The 20,702-nt window shown below is 70.9% G+C and carries 26 protein-coding genes and 1 pseudogene; 13 read left to right on the forward strand and 14 right to left on the reverse strand.

Features of this window, described 5'->3' with window-relative positions; translation table 11 throughout:
* From HNR73_RS39310 to HNR73_RS38550, 8 genes are all read left to right on the forward strand, one after another.
* On the forward strand, nt 1-184 hold a 184-nt coding region (locus HNR73_RS39310; RefSeq protein WP_221331349.1), incomplete at its 5' end, for a hypothetical protein.
* Between the two features lie 725 nt (nt 185-909).
* On the forward strand, nt 910-1,878 hold the full coding sequence (locus HNR73_RS38520; RefSeq protein WP_184793037.1) for a hypothetical protein: 969 nt from the start codon (nt 910-912) through the stop codon (nt 1,876-1,878).
* Nucleotides 1,879-1,959: 81 nt separating this feature from the next.
* Nucleotides 1,960-2,187, forward strand: coding sequence for a hypothetical protein (locus tag HNR73_RS38525; protein WP_184793038.1), 228 nt, complete (start codon nt 1,960-1,962; stop codon nt 2,185-2,187).
* A 125-nt stretch (nt 2,188-2,312) separates the two neighbouring features.
* A complete protein-coding gene (locus HNR73_RS41145; RefSeq protein ID WP_275414586.1) occupies nt 2,313-3,086 on the forward strand; it encodes a hypothetical protein in 774 nt (257 codons plus the stop codon).
* Between the two features lie 97 nt (nt 3,087-3,183).
* Nucleotides 3,184-3,819, forward strand: a complete 636-nt coding sequence (locus HNR73_RS38535) for a hypothetical protein (RefSeq protein WP_184793039.1) — start codon at nt 3,184-3,186, stop codon at nt 3,817-3,819.
* Nucleotides 3,816-4,421, forward strand: a complete 606-nt coding sequence (locus HNR73_RS38540) for a hypothetical protein (protein ID WP_184793040.1) — start codon at nt 3,816-3,818, stop codon at nt 4,419-4,421. Before HNR73_RS38535 ends, HNR73_RS38540 begins: the two co-directional genes overlap by 4 nt.
* A gap of 25 nt (nt 4,422-4,446) precedes the next feature.
* The gene (locus HNR73_RS38545; protein ID WP_184793041.1) at nt 4,447-4,974 is read left to right on the forward strand and encodes a hypothetical protein; all 528 of its coding nucleotides are present in this window, start codon (nt 4,447-4,449) and stop codon (nt 4,972-4,974) included.
* A 17-nt stretch (nt 4,975-4,991) separates the two neighbouring features.
* Nucleotides 4,992-5,564, forward strand: coding sequence for a hypothetical protein (locus HNR73_RS38550; protein WP_184793042.1), 573 nt, complete (start codon nt 4,992-4,994; stop codon nt 5,562-5,564).
* Here the strand turns inward: HNR73_RS38550 and HNR73_RS38555 are convergent.
* From HNR73_RS38555 to HNR73_RS38575, 5 genes are all read right to left on the reverse strand, one after another.
* Nucleotides 5,561-6,553, reverse strand: coding sequence for a hypothetical protein (locus tag HNR73_RS38555; protein WP_184793043.1), 993 nt, complete (start codon nt 6,551-6,553; stop codon nt 5,561-5,563). The two genes, HNR73_RS38550 and HNR73_RS38555, sit on opposite strands and share 4 nt — an antisense overlap.
* 4 nt (nt 6,554-6,557) lie before the next feature.
* Entirely contained in the window at nt 6,558-6,887 is a 330-nt protein-coding gene (locus HNR73_RS38560) for an ArsR/SmtB family transcription factor (RefSeq protein ID WP_184793044.1), read from the reverse strand.
* A 204-nt stretch (nt 6,888-7,091) separates the two neighbouring features.
* Entirely contained in the window at nt 7,092-7,616 is a 525-nt protein-coding gene (gene pyrE / locus HNR73_RS38565) for an orotate phosphoribosyltransferase (RefSeq protein ID WP_184793045.1), read from the reverse strand.
* Between the two features lie 23 nt (nt 7,617-7,639).
* Entirely contained in the window at nt 7,640-8,470 is an 831-nt protein-coding gene (locus HNR73_RS38570; protein ID WP_184793046.1) for an SDR family NAD(P)-dependent oxidoreductase, read from the reverse strand.
* A 37-nt stretch (nt 8,471-8,507) separates the two neighbouring features.
* Complete coding sequence (locus tag HNR73_RS38575) at nt 8,508-9,071, reverse strand: hypothetical protein (protein ID WP_184793047.1); 564 nt, start codon at nt 9,069-9,071, stop codon at nt 8,508-8,510.
* 64 nt (nt 9,072-9,135) lie between these two features.
* Here HNR73_RS38575 and HNR73_RS38580 point away from each other — a divergent pair, with 64 nt between their 5' ends.
* The gene (locus HNR73_RS38580; protein ID WP_184793048.1) at nt 9,136-9,603 is read left to right on the forward strand and encodes an SRPBCC family protein; all 468 of its coding nucleotides are present in this window, start codon (nt 9,136-9,138) and stop codon (nt 9,601-9,603) included.
* On the opposite strand, the gene HNR73_RS38585 is transcribed toward HNR73_RS38580, so the two are convergent.
* From HNR73_RS38585 to HNR73_RS38600, 4 genes are all read right to left on the reverse strand, one after another.
* Nucleotides 9,536-10,561 (reverse strand): hemolysin family protein, encoded by a 1,026-nt coding sequence (locus HNR73_RS38585; RefSeq protein WP_184793049.1) that lies wholly within the window; start codon nt 10,559-10,561, stop codon nt 9,536-9,538. The genes HNR73_RS38580 and HNR73_RS38585 overlap by 68 nt on opposite strands.
* A complete protein-coding gene (locus HNR73_RS38590; RefSeq protein WP_239122312.1) occupies nt 10,558-11,907 on the reverse strand; it encodes a hemolysin family protein in 1,350 nt (449 codons plus the stop codon). The genes HNR73_RS38585 and HNR73_RS38590 overlap by 4 nt, the downstream gene beginning before the upstream one ends.
* A 33-nt stretch (nt 11,908-11,940) precedes the next feature.
* Nucleotides 11,941-12,405: a hypothetical protein gene (locus HNR73_RS38595; protein ID WP_184793050.1), complete on the reverse strand. Its 465-nt coding sequence runs from the start codon at nt 12,403-12,405 to the stop codon at nt 11,941-11,943.
* A gap of 240 nt (nt 12,406-12,645) precedes the next feature.
* Nucleotides 12,646-14,814 (reverse strand): (Fe-S)-binding protein, encoded by a 2,169-nt coding sequence (locus tag HNR73_RS38600; protein WP_184793051.1) that lies wholly within the window; start codon nt 14,812-14,814, stop codon nt 12,646-12,648.
* 209 nt (nt 14,815-15,023) lie between these two features.
* Between HNR73_RS38600 and HNR73_RS41340 the strand changes: the two are divergent.
* The 4 genes and pseudogenes from HNR73_RS41340 to HNR73_RS38615 all read left to right on the forward strand — a co-directional run.
* Nucleotides 15,024-15,552: pseudogene (locus HNR73_RS41340) on the forward strand (UvrD-helicase domain-containing protein); the annotation flags it as partial.
* Nucleotides 15,553-15,897: 345 nt separating this feature from the next.
* Nucleotides 15,898-16,197 (forward strand): ATP-binding domain-containing protein, encoded by a 300-nt coding sequence (locus HNR73_RS41345; protein ID WP_446430597.1) that lies wholly within the window; start codon nt 15,898-15,900, stop codon nt 16,195-16,197.
* 159 nt (nt 16,198-16,356) lie between these two features.
* On the forward strand, nt 16,357-17,190 hold the full coding sequence (locus tag HNR73_RS38610; protein ID WP_184793053.1) for a hypothetical protein: 834 nt from the start codon (nt 16,357-16,359) through the stop codon (nt 17,188-17,190).
* A gap of 114 nt (nt 17,191-17,304) precedes the next feature.
* Entirely contained in the window at nt 17,305-17,706 is a 402-nt protein-coding gene (locus tag HNR73_RS38615) for a DUF8711 family protein (protein WP_184793054.1), read from the forward strand.
* Between the two features lie 53 nt (nt 17,707-17,759).
* Here the strand turns inward: HNR73_RS38615 and HNR73_RS38620 are convergent, their stop codons facing one another.
* The 5 genes from HNR73_RS38620 to HNR73_RS39320 form a co-directional block, all read right to left on the reverse strand.
* Entirely contained in the window at nt 17,760-18,281 is a 522-nt protein-coding gene (locus HNR73_RS38620) for a GNAT family N-acetyltransferase (RefSeq protein WP_184793055.1), read from the reverse strand.
* 40 nt (nt 18,282-18,321) lie between these two features.
* Nucleotides 18,322-18,501, reverse strand: coding sequence for a hypothetical protein (locus HNR73_RS38625; protein WP_184793056.1), 180 nt, complete (start codon nt 18,499-18,501; stop codon nt 18,322-18,324).
* A 348-nt stretch (nt 18,502-18,849) separates the two neighbouring features.
* Nucleotides 18,850-19,206 carry a TFIIB-type zinc ribbon-containing protein gene (locus HNR73_RS38630; RefSeq protein ID WP_184793057.1) on the reverse strand — a complete coding sequence of 119 codons (357 nt, stop codon included), beginning with the start codon at nt 19,204-19,206 and terminating at the stop codon, nt 18,850-18,852.
* The gene (locus tag HNR73_RS38635) at nt 19,160-20,422 is read right to left on the reverse strand and encodes a glycosyltransferase 87 family protein (protein ID WP_239122311.1); all 1,263 of its coding nucleotides are present in this window, start codon (nt 20,420-20,422) and stop codon (nt 19,160-19,162) included. The genes HNR73_RS38630 and HNR73_RS38635 overlap by 47 nt, the downstream gene beginning before the upstream one ends.
* Nucleotides 20,423-20,455: 33 nt before the next feature.
* On the reverse strand, nt 20,456-20,702 hold a 247-nt coding region (locus tag HNR73_RS39320; protein ID WP_221331350.1), incomplete at its 5' end, for a hypothetical protein.

Below are 20,702 nucleotides of genomic sequence, written 5' to 3' on the forward strand. Positions count from 1 at the left end.
GGTGGCGGTGGCGGTGGCGGTGGCGGTGGCGGTGGCGGTGGCGGTGGCGGTGGCGGTGGCGGTGGCGGTGGCGGTGGCGGTGGCGGTGGCGGTGGGGGCTGTGATTGGGGGCGGGGTACCAGTGACGAGGTGTCGTTTTCGCGTAACGGTGGCCTCGGCCGGGTTTCAAGCTGTGAGCGGGTGAGCGGGTGAGCGGGTGAGCGGGTGAGCGGGTGAGCGGGTGAGCGGGTGAGCGGCCGACGAGGCTGGGGGCGAGCGCAGCGAGCAGGAAGCGGCGCGAGCGGGAAGCGGCGGGCGGCGAGCGGGAAGCGGGAAGCGGGAAGCGGGAAGCGGGAAGCGGGAAGCGGGAAGCGGCGCGAGCATCGCCTGCCAGCGCGTGAAACCAAGCAGCGGCGCCCGTACCCCCGACCCGTTGGGCTGAACCGAAAGCGCCGCCAGGCCAGATCCTCCGCGCGCCCCTATCCACATCCCCACTTCAAGGCGCACCATGGAATCAGGCCCGTCGGCAACCCGTCCGCAATCCGCCCGAAACCCCCGCCGGCGACCGCACTGGCAACCCCGCAACCCGCTTCTGCAGACCTCCCGGGAAAAAAATCCACCCAACGCCTCTGGACTGGCCCGACTTTGCCAGCCATGCTGGAGTCTCCTTAACGGTCGCTAAGTTCGGAAACGCGACCGCGACGTCCACGAAACAAAGCACTCCGCAAGACCCGCACCCGCAAAACCCGCACCACCGCAAAACCCGCACCACCCCACCACAAAAAAACCGTTCCGCGCCCGCCGTCCCCGCGTCCTCGCCACCACGCTCCACATCGAGGCCACGCGATTCGTCGGCTCGCGGACGCCCGCCAGGGCAACGTCGCCCGCGCATCCTCCCTTCCCCAAAAGTGAGTCCTCGGAGGTTTCGCGATGATCCAGGACACTGCTCGCCGGGCGGCAACCGACGCCTGGTACCCGCAATTCGCGCGCGTCGTCTGGCATGCCACCGCACCCCTGCGGCACGCGCTCCACCGCACCCACGGCGTCGACTGGTGGTGTCCCACCCAGGTCGCGCCTTACTCTCCCGACGACCCCGGCGGCAGCGCCGCCGCTCCCGGCTGCGCCGACTGCGTCAGTGAACACGGCGAAATCCTCTGCATCACGTGCCGCCGCTACGCCGATCGCCGTGACGAGGTCGCCGACCCCGACGGATGGGTCTATCGCGTCGCCGAATGCCTGATGCTGGACCGGTTCCGCCATATGCGCGTCAGCCTCGGCGCCCTCGCCCGCACCGATCCGCGTGGGGTCGTCGCCCGCGTCTACGACGCGTGCGCCTCCGACTGGGAGCGTCATCTGGCGCGCCTGATCCTGACCTACGTGGGCTTCCACGGTCCCGTCCCGGCCGAGATCTGGCCGTATCGAAAGTGGCTGGCCGAGAAGGCCCTGGTCACCTCCACCGTCCAGGAGGGTCCGGGCGCCAAGGCGGCCCTGCACGACGACATCGTCCTCGTCCTGGCCCTGATGCGCGCCCGCGGCGGGAACGTGCACGCCGACGGTGAGCGCATGCCCTGGTTCGAGGCCTATGTGGAGCGTCCGCTCGGGCGTCGTCGTCGCATCGACACGATCAGCTTTGAGCAGGGCCCGACGACCGGCGACGGGCGTCTGGTCATCGACCCGCCGGATCCGGGCCTGGTCCGCGACTACACCGACCGTCTCGTCAGCGACTGCATGGTCCTCGTCCTCGCCGGCGCCACGGTCGGCACGGCCCTGCGACGGGTCCTGCCGGATCTGCTGGGCACCAAGGGTTTCGAGGTCATCGGGAACCGGCCGCTGATGGACAAGCTCACCCGCTACGTCCGCGCGCAGCTGCCGGAATCCGACGCAAGGGGGTCCCGGTGAGGGTTGGCGTGCCCCTGCGCCTGGGGCATACTGGTGTGACGCCGAGGTAGCCGATCGTGGCTTGAGGAGAGTGACGGCGGCATGAACGACATTCCGCGCGACGCGTCCCGTTCCGATTCCCGGCCACCCCTCGCGCCGGCCCTTCTCGAAGAGGTCTCGGTCCTGCTCAGCGAGATCGCCTACGACCGGATCCACACCGACATCCGTCCCGAGGGCACCGACATCGACCCCGGGTGGCTGCGCGACGCCGCCGCCGAGCAGTACGGCCTGCTCGGCGCGGCGCTTGAGGAGCGCGACTCCCGCGCGTGACTTCGTCGCGGAAAGGTCACAGTACGGTCGCGCTCGGCGTGCGTTGCGGGCGGAAACACCCTTCTGTCGCATGACGCAGGTATGGTGGGCGCTCGATCGACCCGTACGGAAAGAGGACACCCGTCATGACCTATCCACCACAGCAGCCGTACGGTGGGCAGCAGAACCCGTACGGGCAGCAGCCCGACCCCTACGGACAGCAGCCGGCCTCCGGTGCCCCCTACGGCCAGCCGCAGCAGCCCGCCTCGGGCGCGCCCTACGGCCAGCCGCAGTCCCCGGCCCCTTACGGCCAGCCCGACCCGTACGCGCAGTCCTCGGGCGCGCCGTACGGCCAGCCGCAGCAGCCTGCCTACGGGCAGCCCCAGCAGCCCGCGTACGGCCAGCCCGCCTACGGACAGCCGGCCTACGGCCAGCAGCCCGGGTACGGGCAGGTGCAGCCCCCCGGTGAGCGCCCGCAGATCGTGACGGTCGCGGCGATGCTGGTCATGGCCACCGTGGCCTTCTCGTTCCTCGCCGGTGTTCTCGGCATCATCGTCACCAGTGGCTACGCCGTCTCCGGCAGCTACTCGATGATCACCGCCGTCATCTACATCATCGTCGCCGGTGGTTTCACCGCGCTGGCGCTGGGCATCCTGCGCGGCCGCAACGGCGCGCGGATCACCGCCTTCGTGCTCTACGGCATCTTCCTCGCCTGCTGGGGCTTCGGTCTCATCGGCAACGCGGCCCTGTCGAGCGCCGACACCTACAACCTGCTCCCCGGCTGGTACACGACGCTGTCGCTGATCTTCAACGTCGTCCAGATCGGCTGCGGCATCGGCATCATCGTCACGCTGGCGATGGGTCCCTCGAAGGACTGGTTCAACGCCCACAAGGCCGCCCGCGCGGCCGGTATGGCGTAAGCAGTTCCGACCCCGTAACTTCAAGGCGGCGCCTCTTCGGGCGCCGCCTTCCTCATAGCTTCAGTACACAGCCAGTCCCCACGCCGAAAGGTGCCCCGTGGCCGCCCCCATGTTCGCCGCACCCCCCAAGCCGCCGCGCCCGGGCATCGTGTCCGCCGCGGGCGTCCTGCAGTTCTCGGTGTTCGGTTTCGCGCTGCTCAACGCGATCATCGGCTACCTGATCGCGCGCTCGATCATCCCCGACCTGACCGACGCCCTCATGGCCGAAGGCGCGCCCTCCAACGCCGACGCCGAGGACTTCGCCAGCCTCCTCGCCATCAGCATGGGCGTCGTCTACTTCTGCCTGCTGATCTGGCCCGCCGCCTTCGCGCTGCTCGGCATCTGGACCCTGCGCGGCGTCAACGGAGTCCGCATCACCACCTGGATCCTCGGCGGCATCGCGGTCCTGTGCGGCCTGTTCTCGGTGCTCACCTCGGGCCTCCAGGGTTCGCTGGCCTCGACGAACACCACCGGCGGCGGCGAATACGCCTGGGCCGAGAACGTCGACGTCAACGCCCTCATGCCCGGCTGGTTCACCGCCTACTCGGTCGTCTCGAACATCATCTCGACCGCCCTGTACGCCACCGTCGTGATCCTCCTGCTGATGCCCAAGGCGCACGAGTACTTCCGCCCCATGCGCCCGCCGACGCAGCCGCAGATCTACCTGCCCTACGAGCCGCCGACCAAGCCGTGACCGGCGCGCCCGTGGGCGGCTTCGGGGTCCCCGAGGCCCCGCGCCCGCCCGCGCGGCTGCTCGGCGTCGCCGCCGCCTTCGTCTACACCGTCGCCGCGCTGGCGGCGGTGTGGGCCGTCATGGGACTGGCCGGCACGACCGGCCTCGCCGACGCGCTCACCGCCGACGGAGCCGCCGGCGGGCGCTTCACCGTCCAGATCTGGCTCACGCTGCTCAGTGCGTCCCTCACCGCGCTCCTCTACGCCGTCGCCACCGCCCTCGCCGCCCGCGCGCTGCTCGGCGGCGGCGCCATGGGCTACTGGTGGAGCATCGGCCTCGTCGCCGTCAATCTCGCCGTCACCGTCTACGGCGTCTCGACCGACGGCGTCCAGCAGCAGCTCGTCGCCCTCACCGCCGAGACCGGCTCCCACTCCGCCGACCTGGAGCACGTCGTCGCCGCCCTGCCCGGCTGGTACGCGACCTATACCGTGGCGCACAACACCGCCGCCGTCCTCATCGGCACCATCGCCCTCGTGCTGCTCTTCCTGCCCGCCTCACTGGAGCACACGTCCCGCCGGCCACCGCCCGGCACCGGAGGCGGCGGGTTCGAAGTGCCCCGCTGAACCACGCAGCCAGGAGTGAACGCCCATGACCTACCCACCCCAAGGTCCCTACGGTTACCAGGTCCCCTACCAGGTCCAGCCGGCCCCGGAACGGCCCCAGCAGGTCCTCACCGCCGCGATCCTCATGGTCGCCATCGGCGTCATCGGCCTGCTCATGCTGCTGACCTCGCTCCTCGACGTCGCCGCGCTCGGTGCGCTGGGCGGCGGACTCTCCTTCGCCGGCTGCCTCGGCCCCATACTGCACGTCGCGGTCGGCGTCCTGGCCATCTTCGTGCTGCGCGGGCAGCACGGCCCCCGCGTCGCCGTCTACGTCGTCGGCGGCGCCGCCGCGCTCTGCGACGGCTTCTCCGCGGTGATGTCGATGATCACCGCCTCTGAGCTGGCCGACTACAACAGCGGCCCGCCCGCCGTCCTGGTCTTCCTGTCGATCATCGTCACGCTGGTCATGTGCGCCACCGTCGCCGCGATCGCGCTGCTCGCCACCGGCCGCGCCAACGCCTGGTTCACCGCAATGAGGCAACGTCCGCCGATCGCGCCACAACAATGGGCGTAATGGTCTAATTTGGGGCGATGCGCCCGATACTGCCTCCGAGGGCCGTCACCATCGCGGCCGGCGTCCAGTACGCCACCGCCGGCCTGGCGCTCGCCGGAGCCGTCTTGAGCATCCTCATCGCCCAGAAACTCGCCGCCGTCCTGCCCGGAGCCCTCGCCGAGGAGTTCCCGACCGAGGCGCAGCGCGAGACGGCCGTCTTCACGACCAGGGCGGCCTCCTACGGCGTGATCGGCCTGTGGCTGCTCTGCTCGCTGGTCTTCGCGTCCTTCGCCCGCTTCTATCGCCGCGGCAGCCGCTGGGCGCGCAACTGGACCTGGGCGGTCGCCGGGCCCCTGGTGTTGTGCGGGGTGTGCGGCTTCGCCAGCGCTGGCTCACCGAAGAGCTACGGCGAGAACCCCGCGACCTCGGAGCGCATCGAGCAGGCCCTCGACGCGGCCACGCCGTCGTGGTGGTCGGGCACGAACGCGATGGTGCAGGCCCTGACCTTCGCGTCCTACCTGGCGATCATCGTGCTCCTGGCGACCCCGGCGGCCAACGCCTGGTTCCGCGAGGCGCGCGTCGCCTCCGGCGAACCGGCCCCGGTGGCCTAGGTGCCCGAGCCCTCGACGCCGTTGAGCGCCGCCGTCACCGCCGCCGTGGTCAGCACCGGCTGGTACTGGTCGGGCGGCAGCAACCCGACGGCGGTCAGCCGCGCCAGGTTCGCCTCGTCGTCGAGGACCGCCAGGAACTTCTCCGCGGCCTGGCTCAGCAGCCCCGACAGGTCGGCCCGCATCGCGTACGGGAAATCCAGCCCCGTCACCGCCGGACGCGTCTCCAGCAGCACCCACGGCTCATCGGGGTGTTCGGCGTTGTGCGCGTCGAGGTCGAGACGCGACATCGGCACCGCCTTGAACCCCTTCGGCAGCTCGTCGGCCGCGAGTTCGGTGTCGATCTCGACCTTGCGGCCCGCCCCGACGTTGTCGAAGGCCGCCAGCGCGGCCAGGGCCGCCACGTCGCGCCTGGGGTCGCCGACGCATACCGGCAGCTTCGCCGGATCCCAGTCGTCCAGGTCCAGGCTCGGCCGGTACTTCTCGGCGTCGGCTCCCCTCGCGGCCAGCCCGACCGGGCTGAACGCGACCGACGGCTGGTGGGCCCCCAGGACCGTCCCCGACCCGGCGTCGACCGCGCCGTCCACACGCAGGCTCCAGGCCCGCGACTCCGGAACCCACACGTGCGGCAGGACGGCCGCGGGCCCGTTCCCGCTCCCGTCTCCGACATCTATCCTTCCGCCGCGGGCTTCGACGAGTGCCGCGGCGACCGCCGCCGAGTCCGCCTCGGTGATCGTCACCGAGACGCAGGTGGCGTTGACGCGCAGGGAGCCGGGCGGGAGGGATCCGGCCACGTCGCGCAGTGCCGAGGCGATGGCCGGTGCGGCGGCCACCTCAAGGTCGAGCGTCTCGGCGCAGTCCTGCGCCCGGTCGATGACGACGCGCAGGGCGACGGCCGTCAGGGGAACGAGCAGCGCGAGCAGGGCGCAGCCGATGAGGGTGCGCCTCGTCTTGCGTCCGAGCCGTGGGGGACGACGGTGCCGGATCGCCATAGGCTCACCTGCGGCGGGGGGCCGGACTTCCCCCTCGGCTCTGGCGGCGCTGCTTGGGCGGCGTGATCGACCCGGCGATGATGGTCAGCGCCTCCGGCACGAGCCGGAAGTACGCCCACACGCCGCGTTTATCTCGTTCCAGCAGACCGGCGTCGGTCAGTATTCGCAGATGGTGGCTGATCGTTGGCTGGGAGAGGCCGAGCGGCCCGGTGAGTTCGCATACGCAGGCCTCCCCGTCGGGGGACGCCTGGATCAGGCTGATCAGCCGCAGCCGGTTGGCGTCGGCGAGGGCCTTGAGGACCGAGGCGAGCCGTTCGGCGTCGGGATGTTGCATGGGTTCACCGTCTAGCGGTGATGTCGCATAGGTGGTGTCGACGATCGCGCGTGGCACGGGTGTTTCCTTTCACCATCTCTGTCGATCGCGCCATCGGCTCCCGGCCATGAGGATGGTCAAGGTCGGGAGGCCGTGAATGGCGGCAAATGGCCCAGTATGAACGTGTTCTCCAGTTGGGGATTGATCGAAGAGGGGTGGTTCGGCTTACAGTCCGAGATCGGCGAGGGTGTAGGCGGCCAGGTAGGGAATCCCGGCGGCCTCGACGGTTTCACGGGCACCGCGGTCGACGATCACGGCGACGCCGACGATCTCGGCGCCCGCCTCACGGAGCGCGTCGACGGCGGTGAGGACACTGCCCCCGGTGGTGGAGGTGTCCTCGACGGCGAGCACCCTGCGCCCGGACACGTCCGGGCCCTCGATGCGCCGTTGGAGGCCGTGGGTCTTCTCGCTCTTGCGCACGACGAAGGCGTCGAGGGGACGCTTCGCGCGGTGGAGCATGGCTCCGGCGACCGGGTCGGCGCCGAGGGTGAGGCCGCCGACGGCGTCGTACTCCCAGTCGGCGGTCAACTCGTTCATCACCGCACCGACCAGCGGAGCGGCGGCGTGGTGCAGGGTGACTCGGCGGAGGTCGATGTAGTAGTCGGCCTCGCGCCCACTGGAAAGCACCACGCGACCCCGCACGACGGCGAGATCGGCAATGAGGGTGCGCAGCTGGTCGCGCTCTGACATGCCTGACAGGGTACGTGGCGTGGTCAGTCGATTCCGCCGCGCCCCGACCGCTTCTGCATGCGCCCGGCCAGCCGATACAGCAAGGATCTCGGCGCGTGTCTGACCACTTCGGACACAACGCGGTAGCGGGCGGTGGGAATGCTGACCAGCCTGGCGCGGTCCAGGTCGCGCAGACCGGCGGCCACGACGGCGTCGGCGTCGAGCCAGAGCGGGTCGGGGATGCCGCCGGTCTCGATGCCCGCGCGGAGGTGGAATTCGGTGCGCACGTAGCCGGGGCACAGGGCCATGACCCGCACGCCTTTCCCTTGCACCGCTTGGCCGATGGACTCCGAGAAGTTGGTGACCCAGGCCTTCGACGCGTTGTAGGTGGAGCCTGGTCCGATGGCCCCGAAACCGGCCACGGAGGACACGTTGACGACCGCTCCCCAGCCTCTGTCCATCATGGACGGTACGGCGGCGTGGGTGAGGCGCAGGACCGCGCGGACGTTGAGCCGCAACTGGCGTTCCTCGTCCTCGACCGGCGAGCCGAGGAAGCCCTGCTGCAAGCCCATGCCGGCGTTGTTGACAAGGAAGTCGACCCGGCGCGCCGCGTCGGATACCCGACGTTCCACGACTTCGCAGCCTTTGTCGTCGGTGAGGTCGGCGGCCAGGGCCTCCACCTCGACGCCGTAGGTCTCGTGGAGCAGTTCGGCCGACTCGGTGAGGCGCTCGGCGTCGCGGGCGACCAGGACGAGGTCGTATCCGTCGGCGGCGAGCCGGCGGGCGAAGGCCGCGCCGATACCGGCGGTGGCGCCGGTGATCAGTGCCCGGCGCGAGCCGTGGTGGGCCGGTGGCCCGAAGATGGCGGATTCCATTCGCTCACTGTGTCATTTGCCCGGTGGGAACGGCGTTTCAGGGCGGTTTCGAAGAGTGATCTTCGCGCGGCCGGCGAAACCAGGCCCGCGCGGCCGGTGTCGCGAGGAGCGCGACGATCGCGAGGTAGGCGACCGCGGTGAGGACCTCCAGTACGACCAGCGCCGGCGGCCACCAGCCGGGGATCGCGCGGTCGAGGGCGCGGCCGGTCAGGGCGAGGAACTCGGCGTCGTCGAGCCCTGTCCGGGGCGTGGCGGCGCGGTCCATGGCCCGCACCCCGAGCAGCGCGACGGGCAGCGCGAAGGTCCAGGTCGCCACACGGGTCCAGCGTTCCACCTCGTGCCGGTAGCCGAAGGCGAAGAGGGCGACGAGCAGCGCTCCGGCGGCCCACACGCCGATGAGGACGTAGGAGAACAGTCCGGTGACGAACGAGGCGGCCGTGGCGTCGTCGTAGCCGGCGCCCTGGGCGCGCATCGCGCTCTCGACGGCGTCGAGGAGGTGCGCGGTGGTGAGGACGGCCAAGGTCGCGCCCACGGCGGTCAGCCCGGCCGTGGCGAACTGGACGGCGGTGGCGATCCGGACGGTCGCGGGCATTCGGGACATCGGGGCAGGCTAGCGGTGAAGGTCAAGCGCTTCAATGGATCAGAGACCGAACCCGGAGGCCGCCATGCCACGTCAGCATCCGTCCCTGATCGCCGCCTTCCTGCTCGACATGAGGCCCGAGGAGGCCTTCGTCCTGTTCACGCCGCTCGGTGAACGCGAGTGGGCCGAGGGCTGGGACCCGGTTTTCCCGGCCGAACCCGACGACGACTCCGCGCCCGGCACGGTCTTCGAGTCGCGCCCGCACGGCCATTCCCCGCACGGCGCGACCTGGATCGTGGTGGACCGCGAGCCCGGCCGCCGGATCCGTTACGCCCGGGTCATTCCCGGGCGCAACGCCGGGACGGTGACGGTGTCGCTGGGAGCGGTCGGCGACCGCACGGCCGTGACCGTCGCCTACGACCTGACCGCCTTGACGCCCGAGGGCCGCACGGAACTCGACGCCTTCGCCGCGGCCTATCCCGCCTTCATCGACGAGTGGCGCCGGGCGATCCTGCGCGTCCGACCAGGGCCGCCAGGACGTCGTCCAGTGTGACGATTCCCAGCGGCGCGCCGCCCTCGGCGACCAGGACGATGTGCACCGCCGCCCGCCGCATCTGAAGCAGCAGGTCGCCGAGGCTGCGGTCGGGCGGGACGGCCGGCAGGGGCCGGATCGCGCCGGGGTCGAGGGCCTTGGCGCGCTTCGCCGGATCGACGTTGATGACGTCCTTGATGTGCACGAAGCCGCGGATCCGCCGCCCCTGGCGCGCGATCACCGGGAAGCGCGACAGGCCCGAGCTGCACGCCAGGGCTTCGAGGGTCTCGTTGCCGGTGTCGTCGGTGACGGTCGTGACGCCGGCCCACGGCCGCATCGCGTCGCGTGCGTGCTTCTGGCCGAGCTCCAAAGCCGCCGAGAGGCGCGCGTGGTCGCTCTTCTCCAGGAGCCCCTCGGCCTGTGACTCGCTGATCAGCCCGGCGAACTCGTCGACGGTGTAGGTGCTCTTGACGGCCTCGGCGGCCTCGATCTTGAACAGCCGCAGGATCCACGCCGACAGGGCCTTCATCGCCACCAGCAGCGGCTTGGTCGCCGCGCAGAACGCCAGCATCGGCGGCCCGAGCCACACCACGGACCGCTCGGGCCCGGCCAGCGCGAGGTTCTTCGGGACCATCTCGCCGAACACGGTGTGCATGTACGTCACGAAGGTCAGCGCGATGATCAGCGCGACCGGGTGCACCGCCCCCTCAGGCACACCGGCGGCGTGCGCGACGGGTTCGAGGAGGTGCGCGATCGCCGGTTCGGCGACGGCGCCGAGGCCCAGCGTGCAGATGGTGATGCCGAGCTGGACCCCGGCGATCATCAGCGGCAGCTGCCCCATCGCCGACAGCGCCCACCGCACCCGCCGCGAGTCGGTCTGCGTTTCCAGGACCGTGCGCCGGGAGGCGATCAGCGCGAACTCGGCGCCCACGAAGAACGCGTTGCCCAGCAGCAGGACCGCGGTCAGGACGAGACTCACGACTCCTCACCGCCCTCGTCCTCGCCCGCGGGCGGCACGACCACGACGCGCTCGATCCGGTGCCGCTCGACCTCCACCACGTGGAACTCCCAGCCCTCGTGCTCCAGGCACTCCCCGGCCTCGGGGATGTGCCCGAGCGAGGACATCAGGAAGCCCGCGAGGGTCTCGTAGGGGCCGTCGGGCATCCGGAAACCGGTCTGCTCGGCCAGTTCGTCTCCCCGCAGCACACCGTCGACCTCGTAGGGTTCGGCGGAGGTGGAGAGGTAGTTGTCGGTGTCGGCGTCGTCGACCGTGTCGTGCTCGTCGAAGTCGTGCTCGTCGGCGATCTCGCCGACCAGCTCCTCGACCAGGTCCTCGATCGTCACCACGCCGTCGGTGCCGCCGTACTCGTCGACGACGACGGCCATGTCGCTGTTCATCTCGTGCAGGCGCGCCAGGAGGCTGTCCAGGTCGAGCTGCTCGGGCACGAACACCGGCTCGCGCGCCACCGACCGCACCAGCGTCGCCGCACGCGCGGCGGGCGGCACCGACAGCCCGTCGTTGACGGCCGCGACGCCCACCACGTTGTCCAGGGTGTCCACGTACACCGGGAAACGGCTGTGCCCGGTCTCGGCGACCTTCGCGAACAGGTCGGCGACCGTCGCCTCGGCCGGCAGCGCCTCCACGTCGACGCGCGGGGTCATCGCCTCGGCCGCGCGCTTCTCGTTGAAGCGGACGGTCCGCCGCAGCAGCCGCGCCATCTCCGGCGACAGCGTCCCCGCCCGCGCCGAGGTCACCGCGAGCAGACCCAGCTCGTGGCGGCTGCGGGCCGTCGCCAGCTCCTCCTGCGGCTCGATGCCCATCCGCCGCACCAGCCAGTTCGCGCTCCCGTTGAGGATCGTGATCAGCCACCCGAAGACCAGCGAGAACACCCGCTGCGGCGCCGCGGTGGCCCGCGCGACGGCCATCGGCCGCGCCAGGGCCGCGTTCTTCGGGACGAGCTCGCCGAAGACCGTCGAGACGAGCATGGCGATGACGATGGCGAGGCCCGTGGCCACGGCCGGTCCGGCGTCGCCGAGGAAACCGACGACGGGTTCGAGCAGCCGCGCGATGGCGGGCTGGGCGAGGTAACCGGTCAGCAGGGCGGTGATGGTGATGCCGAGCTGCGCGCCCGACAACTGGAAGGACAGCCGCCGCAGCGCCGCCGACACCGAGCGCGAGCGCCGGTCACCGGCTTCGGCCGCGGCCTCGATGGCGGGCCGGTCGACGGTGACCAGGGAGTACTCGGCCGCGACGAAGAAGGCGTTGCCCGCGGTGAGCAGCACGAAGACCAGCAGGGGTATCGCGGTGAGCCACAGCTCGTCTATCTCGACCACCTCACGCGGCGGGCTCCGTCCACATCATCCACTGCTATCGACGGTCGTCTCGGCGACCTGTTTCGGGGCCGCGCCGGTGACGTCCCACAGGCGCAGGGTGTACTCACCGTACGGCAGGTCCATCTCGACCTCACCGACGATCAGGCAATTGAGGATCGTGAGGTTGTCGCCGAGGATCCGCGCCTTCTTCCCGGCGTCCTCCTCGGACTTCTCGACCTTCATCGTGGACGGTGTGCCGCGCTTGAGCTTCGACACGGCCATGGTGAGGGTGTAGCGGCCCTCGGCGGCGCCGGTGATGGCGTAGTAGAGGGTCTCGCCGTCCTTGAGCCGCTCGTCGGAGATGTGGATCTTCGGCGTGCCGCATTCGGCGTCCGGCGGGAACTTCGGCTGGTTGATCCTCGAATAGAGGACCACGCCGACGAGGGCCACACCGATGATCAGCAGCCCTTTCCTGGTGAGCCAGAAGGACTTCTTACCCGCGTTCGCCACAGCGGAAGGTTACTGTCTCGTGGCCGGATCTGAAAAGACCCGGAATCGGTGGTGTACAAGGCTTCCGGTGCTCCGCCCGGCCTCATCGCGCCCGGCTTGCGGGGGCTTGTCCCGGCTCGGGGGCCACGGAGTGGAGTGGGAGGGTCCGGAACCCGACCGCGCGGTCCCGCCGCGGATTCCGATCCCGGACGCGAGGACGGCCCGGTCCGCGAAGGACCGGGCCGCTCGATGGTTCCAGGCCTACTTGTCGACGCCCTTGACCGTCCGCAGCAGCACCTGCGCCACGTCGACGACCTCGACGCGCTCGGAGGCCTCCTTGGCGTTGACGCCGTCGCCGAGCATGGTCGCGCAGAACGGGCAGCCGACGGCGATGGTGCGGGCACCGGTGTCGAGGGCCTCCTCGGTCCGGTTGATGTTGATGCGCGTGCCGATCGTCTCCTCCATCCACATGCGGGCGCCGCCGGCGCCGCAGCAGAAGGAGCGCTCCGCGTTGCGCGGCATCTCGGTCAGGCCCTCCTCGGCGACCGCGCCGAGCACCTCGCGCGGCGGGGTGAAGATGCGGTTGTGACGGCCCAGGTAGCAGGGGTCGTGATAGGTCACGCCACCGTCCACCTTGGACACCGGGGTGAGTTTGCCGTCGGCGACGAGGGTGGCCAGCAGCTGCGTGTGGTGCACGACGTCGTAGTGCCCGCCGAGCTGGCCGTACTCGTTGCCGAGGGAGTTGAGGCAGTGCGGGCAGGTCGCCACGATCTTCGTCGACACTGAGGGATCGGTCTTGTTGAGTCCGATGTCATTCAGGGTCTCGACGTTGGCCTCGGCGAGCATCGTGAACAGGAACTCGTTGCCGATGCGGCGGGCCGGGTCGCCGGTGCAGCCCTCGGCCTTGCCGAGGATGGCGAACTTGACGCCCGCCTCGTGCAGCAGCGTCGCCACCGCGCGGGTGGTCTTCTTGGCGCGGTCGTCGAAGGCGCCTGCGCAGCCGACCCAGAACAGGTAGTCCCACTCCGTCGACGGGTCCTCGACGCGCGGCACCTCGAAGTCGAGGCCCTTGGTCCAGTCGTCGCGGGTGTTGGGGTTGGCGCCCCACGGGTTGCCCTTGTTCTCCAGGTTGCGCAGCATCGTCCCGGCCTCGGCGGGGAAGGCCGACTCGATCATCACCTGGTGGCGGCGCATGTCGATGATGTGGTCGACGTGCTCGATGTCGACCGGGCACTGCTCGACGCAGGCGCCGCAGGTCGTGCAGGACCAGAGCACGTCGGGGTCGATGACGCCGCCGTCGGCGACGGGACCGACCAGCGGCCGCTCGGCCTCGGCCAGCGCCAGGACGTTCACGCCGGCCAGCTGCTCCTCGGTGGCGGTCTCCTCGCCGAGGGCGTCCTTGCGGCCGCCCGCCATGAGGTAGGGGGCCTTGGCGTAGGCGTGCTCGCGCAGGCTCATCACCAGCAGCTTCGGCGACAGCGGCTTGTCGGTGTTCCAGGCCGGGCACTGCGACTGGCAGCGTCCGCATTCGGTGCAGGTGGTGAAGTCGAGCAGGCCCTTCCAGGTGAACTGCTCGACCTGGCCGACGCCGAAGGGGTCCTTCTCGGGGTCGGCGGTCTCGAAGTCGAGCTTCTCGCCGTCGACGGTCATCGGCTTGAGCGCGCCGAGGGCGACGCGCTCGGGGTCGCGCTTGAAGTAGATGTTGAAGAAGGCCGTGAACCGGTGCCAGGCGACGCCCATGGTGATGTTGCGGGCGATGACCATGAACCACGCCATGGAGACCAGGATCTTGATCGCCGCGACGACGACGATCGCGGCCGGCACGCCGTCGCCCGCGGTGTAGAGCCGCGACAGGACGTACCCGATCGGCGAGGCCCACGCGGGGATGTCGGCGCCCTCGGCGATGACCAGCGACCGCAGCGCGAACTCGCACACCCCGATGGCGACGATGGTGATCTCGACGTAGTACGCCTGCCACATCCGCGAACCCTCGAAGCGGGCCTTCGGGCGCCGGGACGGCAGGTTCAGCCGGCGGATGACGATCAGCGTCAGGATGCCGATGAGCATCGTGAGGGCGATGAGCTCCGAGCCGAGCGTCCACACCGGCCAGTGCGAGAACCACGGGATCGCCCACTCGGGGTTGATCACCTGGATGTAGGCCTCGACCAGGGTCGGCAGGAGCGCGCCGAAGGCGATGAAGACGAACCAGTGCGCGGCCCCCACGACGCCCCACTGGAGCATCCGGGTGTGCCCGAGGGTCTCCTTCAGCATGGTCTTGACGCGCCGGCCGGCCCGGTCGGTGCGCGTCTTGTCGCTCGCGCCGAGGCGAATGACGGCGACCATGCGCATGGCCGTGCGGACCACCATCACGACGGCGGCCGCGCTGACCACCGCCACGATCGCCAGCGCCACGATGTTCAGGGCGTCCATCCGGATCCTCCTCGGTGAGGCTGTGGGGCGCGGCTCATGTTACCCGCCAGTAGGGCTCTCGGCGGAGTCCCGCCCGCACCATATCCTCTCGCGTGATCACGGCCGCCGTGGTCGAGGTGGGGACACGGCCGTCGCACCTTCTCCGCCAATGCGCCGCGATGATGGCAGGATTTCGGTGTGGAACCCGTTGCCGCCGGCACCAACGAACCAGACGGCCTGTTCGCCCTGCCCGAGGGCGCACGGGTCGTACGCCGCCGCCGCAGCCCCGCCCGCCGGTCGCGGCCGGAGGTCACCTACGTTCCCGTGCCCGACCCGGTCCTGGTGCCGCAGCGCTCGGTCGCCGCGCCCGTCGGGCCGCCCCTGTCGGGGATGGAAGAGGTCGGCACCGGCCTGCTCGACCGCCTCGACATGATGCAGCGCGTCGCCGCCTCCGCCCCTCCCGGGCCGCTGCTGGTCAACGCCGGTCCCGGCACGGGCAAGACCCACACCCTCACCCACCGCATCGCCTACCTCATCGCCGACCTCGACGTCCCCACCCGCGAATGCGTCGCCATCACCCGCGACGCCCGCGCCGCCGAGGAACTGCGCGCCCGCCTGACCCGCCTGCTCGGCGAGCGCGCCGCCGAGGTCGTCGTCGCGCCCCTGGACGCGCTGGCCGGCGCCGAGCCGTGGCGGCACGTGTTCGTCGACGACCTGCACGACTTCACCGCCGAGGAGTACGAGGTCCTGCGCGGTCTCGGCGGTGACGGCGAGTTCGTCTCGGCCACCGGCGACGCCGACCAGACCCTCACCGAGGGCCAGCCCGACCTGCTCGAACGTTTCACGACCGAGCACACCGACACGCGCGTCTTCCGCCTCACCCGCAACTACCGCAGCCTGGAGACGATCCTGGCGACCGCCGGGCTGCTCGTCTCGCCCGTGGCGGTCGCGCGCTCGCGGCTGCTCCAGCCGTGCCGGCGCGAGGCGGTCGCGACGCCGCCGGTCCAGCGCTACGCCGCCGCCGACGAGGCCGAGGAGACCGGTGTCGTCGCCGACATCGTCACGCGCCTGGCGCGCCTGGGCGTCCCGCCCGGTGAGATCGGCGTGCTCTGGCTCGGCGAGCCCCGGCAGGTCGCCGGGGCGACCTCGCTGCGGCTGGGCGCGGCCGTCGGGCGCGAGTTCCGCGTGGTGATCGTGCCCGGCGCCGACGCCGAGGCGCTGCCGGTCGACACCGCGAGCCGCCGGCGCCTCTTCGTCGCGCTGACCCGCGCGCGGGATCTGGTGTACCTCACGCATGTCGGTACGCCTTCGCCCTTGCTCGCCGAGATGCACTCGGGGCTCGTGCGCGTCTACGGGCATGTGCCCGACGAGGTGACCAAGGTGGAGCAGCCGAGGTTGCTGTAGCGGTGTATAGGCGAATCTCGGCTCCACCCTAGATTCCCCGATACCTTTCTCGACGGAATCCGATCACGCCCACTCGCTGGTCAGATTCATGCCCGTGGATGGCACACTTGCCCACACGAGTTACCGTGTCCTCAAGACGATCCCCTCAAAGGAGACGGCATGTCCACGTACGGACCGCCACCTGGTGGCGGATATGGCCAGCCGCAGGACCCGTACGGCCAGCAGCAGCCGCCGTACGGCCAGCAGCCGCCCGCAGGAGGGGGCTGGGGTCAGCCTCAGGATCCCTACGGCCAGCCTCAGCAGCCGCAGGATCCTTACGGCCAGCAGCCCCAGCAGCCGCAAGATCCCTATGGTCAGCCGCCGCAGCAGGACCCTTACGGTCAGCCGCCGGCCTACGGCCACACCGACCCGTACAACCCCTCGCCGGCGTCGGCCCCGCCCTACGGGCCAACGTCCGCGCCCCCGTACGGCCCGACCTCCGCGCCTCCGTTCGGCCCACCCGGCGGACCGCAGCAGCCCTGGCAGCAGTCGGCCCCGATGCCCCCGAAGAAGAGCAACTCCGGGCCGCTGATCGCCGGACTCATCGTGCTGGTCGTGCTCGTCCTCGGCGGCGGAGCGATCTGGTTCTTCGCCTCGCAGGGCGACGACGACCCGGGCAACAACGCCAACCCGGGCACCACGCAGACCGAGACGCCCACCGAGGACCCCGAGCCGACCGAGACCACGCCGCCGGTCGACGACACCGACCCGGTCAACGCCCAGGAGGGCGACTGCCTCCAGGCGATCGAGTTGACCGACGGCAGCGGTTACGACGCCGAGCTGATGGACGCCTGCAAGGAGGCCAAGGACGTCTACCAGGTCTTCGAACGCATCGACGGCGAGTACGACGAGGAATTGTGCGATAAGTCGAGGACGACCTTCTGGTACAAGGTACAAAGCCCGATCGGGTCCAGCTTCGACGTGACGCTCTGCGCCGAGCTCTACCGCGAATAGCAAGAATCGCTCGCGAACCCGCCACCGCCCACAGAGGCGGTGGCGGTTTGTTTTTGCGGCTTGTCCGTACAGTTGTTCCAGCAAGACCCACTTTCCCCCGAAAGAGAGAGATTCATGAACCGCATGACGCGCCGGATCGCGACGATCGTGGTGGCGGGCGCCTTCGCCCTCCCCACCCTGGCCGCCTGTGGCGCGGCGGAACAGGCCGTCGACTGCGCGAACCTCAGCGGCGCCGTCACCGAGAGCCTCGGGAGCATCGCCGGAGACTCCGCGGCCCTCAAGGAGCAGGCGACCAAGCTTCGTGAGCAGGCCGCCGACGTCGGCGACCAGGAGCTGAAGGACGCCGTGAACAAGCTCGCCGACGGTTTCGACCGTCTCGCCGAGCTGCAGGACAAGGCCACCAACGACCCGGCCTCGCTGACCCCCGCCGAGGCGGACGAGCTGTCCCAGCTCGCGTCGGACATCCCCGCGCAGGCGGGCACGATCTCGACGAAGTGCACGGACGTGACGAGCTAGCCACTCGTGTTTCGAAGGCCCGGTCGCCGCTCGGTGACCGGGCCCTTCGCGTTTCAGGGGAGGTCGCGGACGAACCAGTCGAGGCGCTCCCCGTCGGGTTCGACGAGCCGGCGCTGGAAGGTGAAGCCGGTCCGGTGCGCGACGGCCGACGACCGCGGGTTGTCCGGGTCGGCCCGGATGACGGCCTGCGTCGCGCCCTCCCCGGCGGCGTAGGCGCAGGCGAGGACGACCGCGCGGGCGGCGATGCCACGGCCACGCCAGCGCGGGTAGAGGCCGTAGGCGAGGTTCGCCTGGCCGGGCGCGAGGATCGGGTGGGGCAGCTCGAACTGGACGTCGAGCGTCCCGGCGAGCACGGGCTCGGCGCCCACCCGGACGGCGAACGCGCGGTGAGGGGCCAGTTCGGCCCACCGCCGGACGCACAGGCCGATGTAGTCGCGGACGCCGTCGAGCGTGCTGCGGCCGCCGCTGAGCCAGCGGACGAGCTCGTCGTCCTCGCCCGCGAAGTGGGCTTCGGCGTCGGCGGGGCCGAGCGGGCTCAAGGTGACGAGGCCGTCGGTGAGGGTCGGCTCGGGCATGTTCCGAGGGTGGGCGACGAGGGGCGGGGACGCAAGCGGGTTACGAAGGCCGGTCTCGCTCGCCGAGGAAGGCGGTGTTCAGCGGGTCGGGGGGCTTGAGGTCGCCGGGGAAGCGGCCGGCGCGGAGCTGGTCCTCGGTGGCAGGGCCGGTGCTGAGAGGGTGCTGGACGAAGCCGAGGGCGGCGGAGTGCACCCGGGTGTGCGCGGTGCTGTTGGTCACGTCGACCGGTGGCCGTACCTCACGGAGATCTGCGCGCCGTGATGGCCGACCGCGGACGAAGCGGAGGGCGACGGTGACGGCGGCGTTCCCGGCGGTGGCCTGGAGGGGCTGGACGCGGTCGGGGGACCGGCGTGCGGCCTGGACGCTCGATGCGGCGGGAGGGTCGGGACCTCGGGTAATACGTGAGCTTTGACTGATATGTCACCCGCCGCAGGTCAGGGCGGGGAGGGCGTGAAAAACCCCCGCTCACCCGGGAGGGTGAGCGGGGGTCGTGGTCGGTCGGCGGTCCGGTGAGGGCCGTCGTGGGCGAGCCGCGTGGCGGCCCGGGCCTGTCCCGGTGGTCGCGGCCTAGTCGAACAGGTCGCGGAAGATGCTCTTCCGCTTGTAGCCGTGGTGTCCGTGCCGGTAACCGGCGTGTCCGTGCCGGTAGTGCGGCTGTCCGTAGCCGTAGGCCGGCGCCGGAGGCGGGTACGCGGCGGGCGCGGCCGGGTAGGGCTGCGCGGGGGGCGGGGGCGGCGGCGGGGGAGCCGACGCGCCGGCGGGACGCGGCGGGGGCGCGTTCAGCCGGTTCTCGGCGTCGATGAGGTGTTCGAGCTCACCGCGGTCCAGGAAGATTCCACGACACTCGGTGCATTGGTCGATGTGGACGCCATTGCGCTCAAATTGACGCATCCGGCCGTGGCACTTGGGACAGGTCATCTCCATCCCACGACGGTACCTGGTCGGCACCGGAAATCGCTCGCAGCGGAAGCCACCAGACGGCGAAAGCGGCCGGATACAACAAATATCCGAATCGTGTCGCGGGCATCAGCAGGATGGCCGCGAGCAGGCCGACCGCGATCACGAGGCTCACTCGGGCGGCGTCGCGCGGTGGCTTCCGCCACATCCAAATCGCCATCGCGACGGCCGCCAGAACCAGCAGGGCAAGGGCGATCGGCCGTCCGCCGGGCAGGTTCTCGGCGATCAGGTGTCCGGGGAAGGGACTCGCGGCGGGCGAGGCGACGAGGCCGTGTCCGGTCGGGAAGGCGATGAGGTTCTCCGCGACCGCGGAGGCGTCGGCGAGGATCGCCGGAATCAGTGCCACGACGGGGATCGCGACCGCGAGCGGCACGAAACGCCGCCACTGTCCACTGAGGATCGCGAAGACGACGAGGACCGCGAGGATCGGCCACGCCAGCAGCTTCAGTGCCGCCGCCAGGCCGATCACGGCCGCCGCCCACACCCACCGCTTCGTCGCCGCGAGGGCCAGCGCGAGCAGGGAGAGCGCGAGGACGGGCAGGTCGTCGCCGCCGGTGGCGAGCGTCAGCGCGCAGATCGGCAGGACCGTGACGGCCTGCGCGGCCCGGATGAGTGCCGAGACGGGCGCGCCGTCACGGTGCAGGAGCCGCAGGGCGACTAGCACCGCCGCGAGTGTCGCGAGGGCGAACCAGATCCGCGCGTCGGCGAGCCACGAGCCGTCGCCGAGGATCGCGCGCGGCACCCCGAACAGCGCCATGCCCGGCTGGTAGGGGTTGTAGCCGAGCAGCGGGTCGGACATCGCGGTGATCGCGTCGCGCCCCAGGTAGGGAGTCCCGAGCTCGAAGAGCCGGACCCCGGCCTGCTCGACGACGAGGACCTCCTCCTGGGCCCGCCCCGGTGTTCCCTCGGCGCGCGAGATCGCTTCGGCGACCAGCGGGAAGAACGTCGTGGCGGCGTACGTGGCGGCGAGGACGTAGACGCGGCTGCTCAACGCGACGGCGGGCCGCGCCAGGAGCAGCGCGGTCACCATCGCGGCGGGCAGGTACCCGCCGACGGCGATGCCGCCCCAGACCCGATGCGGCGTCAAGGTGGAGAACAGCGCGGTGTATCCCGCGAACAACGCCGACACGCTGTACAGGATCAGGTCGACGGGCAGTCCACGCCGTGTTTCGAGTCTCCACACGGGGGCCAGTGTGCCAAGGGGCCGCACCCCGGGTCAGAGCAACCCGTTGAGGGAGGCACGCAGGTAGGTGGCGAGGGTGTACCCGTCGGTGACCGCACCGGCCGCGATCAGCGACGCGAGTTCGGCCGGGGGCACGAGCAACTCCCCGAGCGAGGTGAGACACACCACGGGGCGGAGCGCGTGGTTCTTGATCTTCGCGTAGCGAGTCTCGAAGAGACTCGCGCAGCGAGTTCCGGGTCCAGGGACGGAGTCCCTGGTGGGGTCTGGGGCGAAGCCCCAG

Source organism: Phytomonospora endophytica, assembly GCF_014202425.1.
In the GTDB taxonomy this organism is placed as follows: Bacteria; Actinomycetota; Actinomycetes; order Mycobacteriales; family Micromonosporaceae; genus Phytomonospora; species Phytomonospora endophytica.

Coding starts and splice junctions, on each gene's coding strand:
- HNR73_RS38580 (WP_184793048.1), top strand. CDS start 9,136: ATGCCACGTCAGCATCCGTCCCTGATCGCCGCCTTCCTGCTCGACATG.
- HNR73_RS38525 (WP_184793038.1), top strand. CDS start 1,960: ATGAACGACATTCCGCGCGACGCGTCCCGTTCCGATTCCCGGCCACCC.
- HNR73_RS38620 (WP_184793055.1), bottom strand. CDS start 18,281: ATGCCCGAGCCGACCCTCACCGACGGCCTCGTCACCTTGAGCCCGCTC.
- HNR73_RS38555 (WP_184793043.1), bottom strand. CDS start 6,553: ATGGCGATCCGGCACCGTCGTCCCCCACGGCTCGGACGCAAGACGAGG.
- HNR73_RS38615 (WP_184793054.1), top strand. CDS start 17,305: ATGAACCGCATGACGCGCCGGATCGCGACGATCGTGGTGGCGGGCGCC.
- HNR73_RS38630 (WP_184793057.1), bottom strand. CDS start 19,206: ATGGAGATGACCTGTCCCAAGTGCCACGGCCGGATGCGTCAATTTGAG.
- HNR73_RS41145 (WP_275414586.1), top strand. CDS start 2,313: ATGACCTATCCACCACAGCAGCCGTACGGTGGGCAGCAGAACCCGTAC.
- pyrE (WP_184793045.1), bottom strand. CDS start 7,616: ATGTCAGAGCGCGACCAGCTGCGCACCCTCATTGCCGATCTCGCCGTC.
- HNR73_RS38600 (WP_184793051.1), bottom strand. CDS start 14,814: ATGGACGCCCTGAACATCGTGGCGCTGGCGATCGTGGCGGTGGTCAGC.
- HNR73_RS38545 (WP_184793041.1), top strand. CDS start 4,447: ATGACCTACCCACCCCAAGGTCCCTACGGTTACCAGGTCCCCTACCAG.
- HNR73_RS38520 (WP_184793037.1), top strand. CDS start 910: ATGATCCAGGACACTGCTCGCCGGGCGGCAACCGACGCCTGGTACCCG.
- HNR73_RS38575 (WP_184793047.1), bottom strand. CDS start 9,071: ATGTCCCGAATGCCCGCGACCGTCCGGATCGCCACCGCCGTCCAGTTC.
- HNR73_RS38550 (WP_184793042.1), top strand. CDS start 4,992: ATGCGCCCGATACTGCCTCCGAGGGCCGTCACCATCGCGGCCGGCGTC.
- HNR73_RS38560 (WP_184793044.1), bottom strand. CDS start 6,887: ATGCAACATCCCGACGCCGAACGGCTCGCCTCGGTCCTCAAGGCCCTC.
- HNR73_RS38610 (WP_184793053.1), top strand. CDS start 16,357: ATGTCCACGTACGGACCGCCACCTGGTGGCGGATATGGCCAGCCGCAG.
- HNR73_RS38570 (WP_184793046.1), bottom strand. CDS start 8,470: ATGGAATCCGCCATCTTCGGGCCACCGGCCCACCACGGCTCGCGCCGG.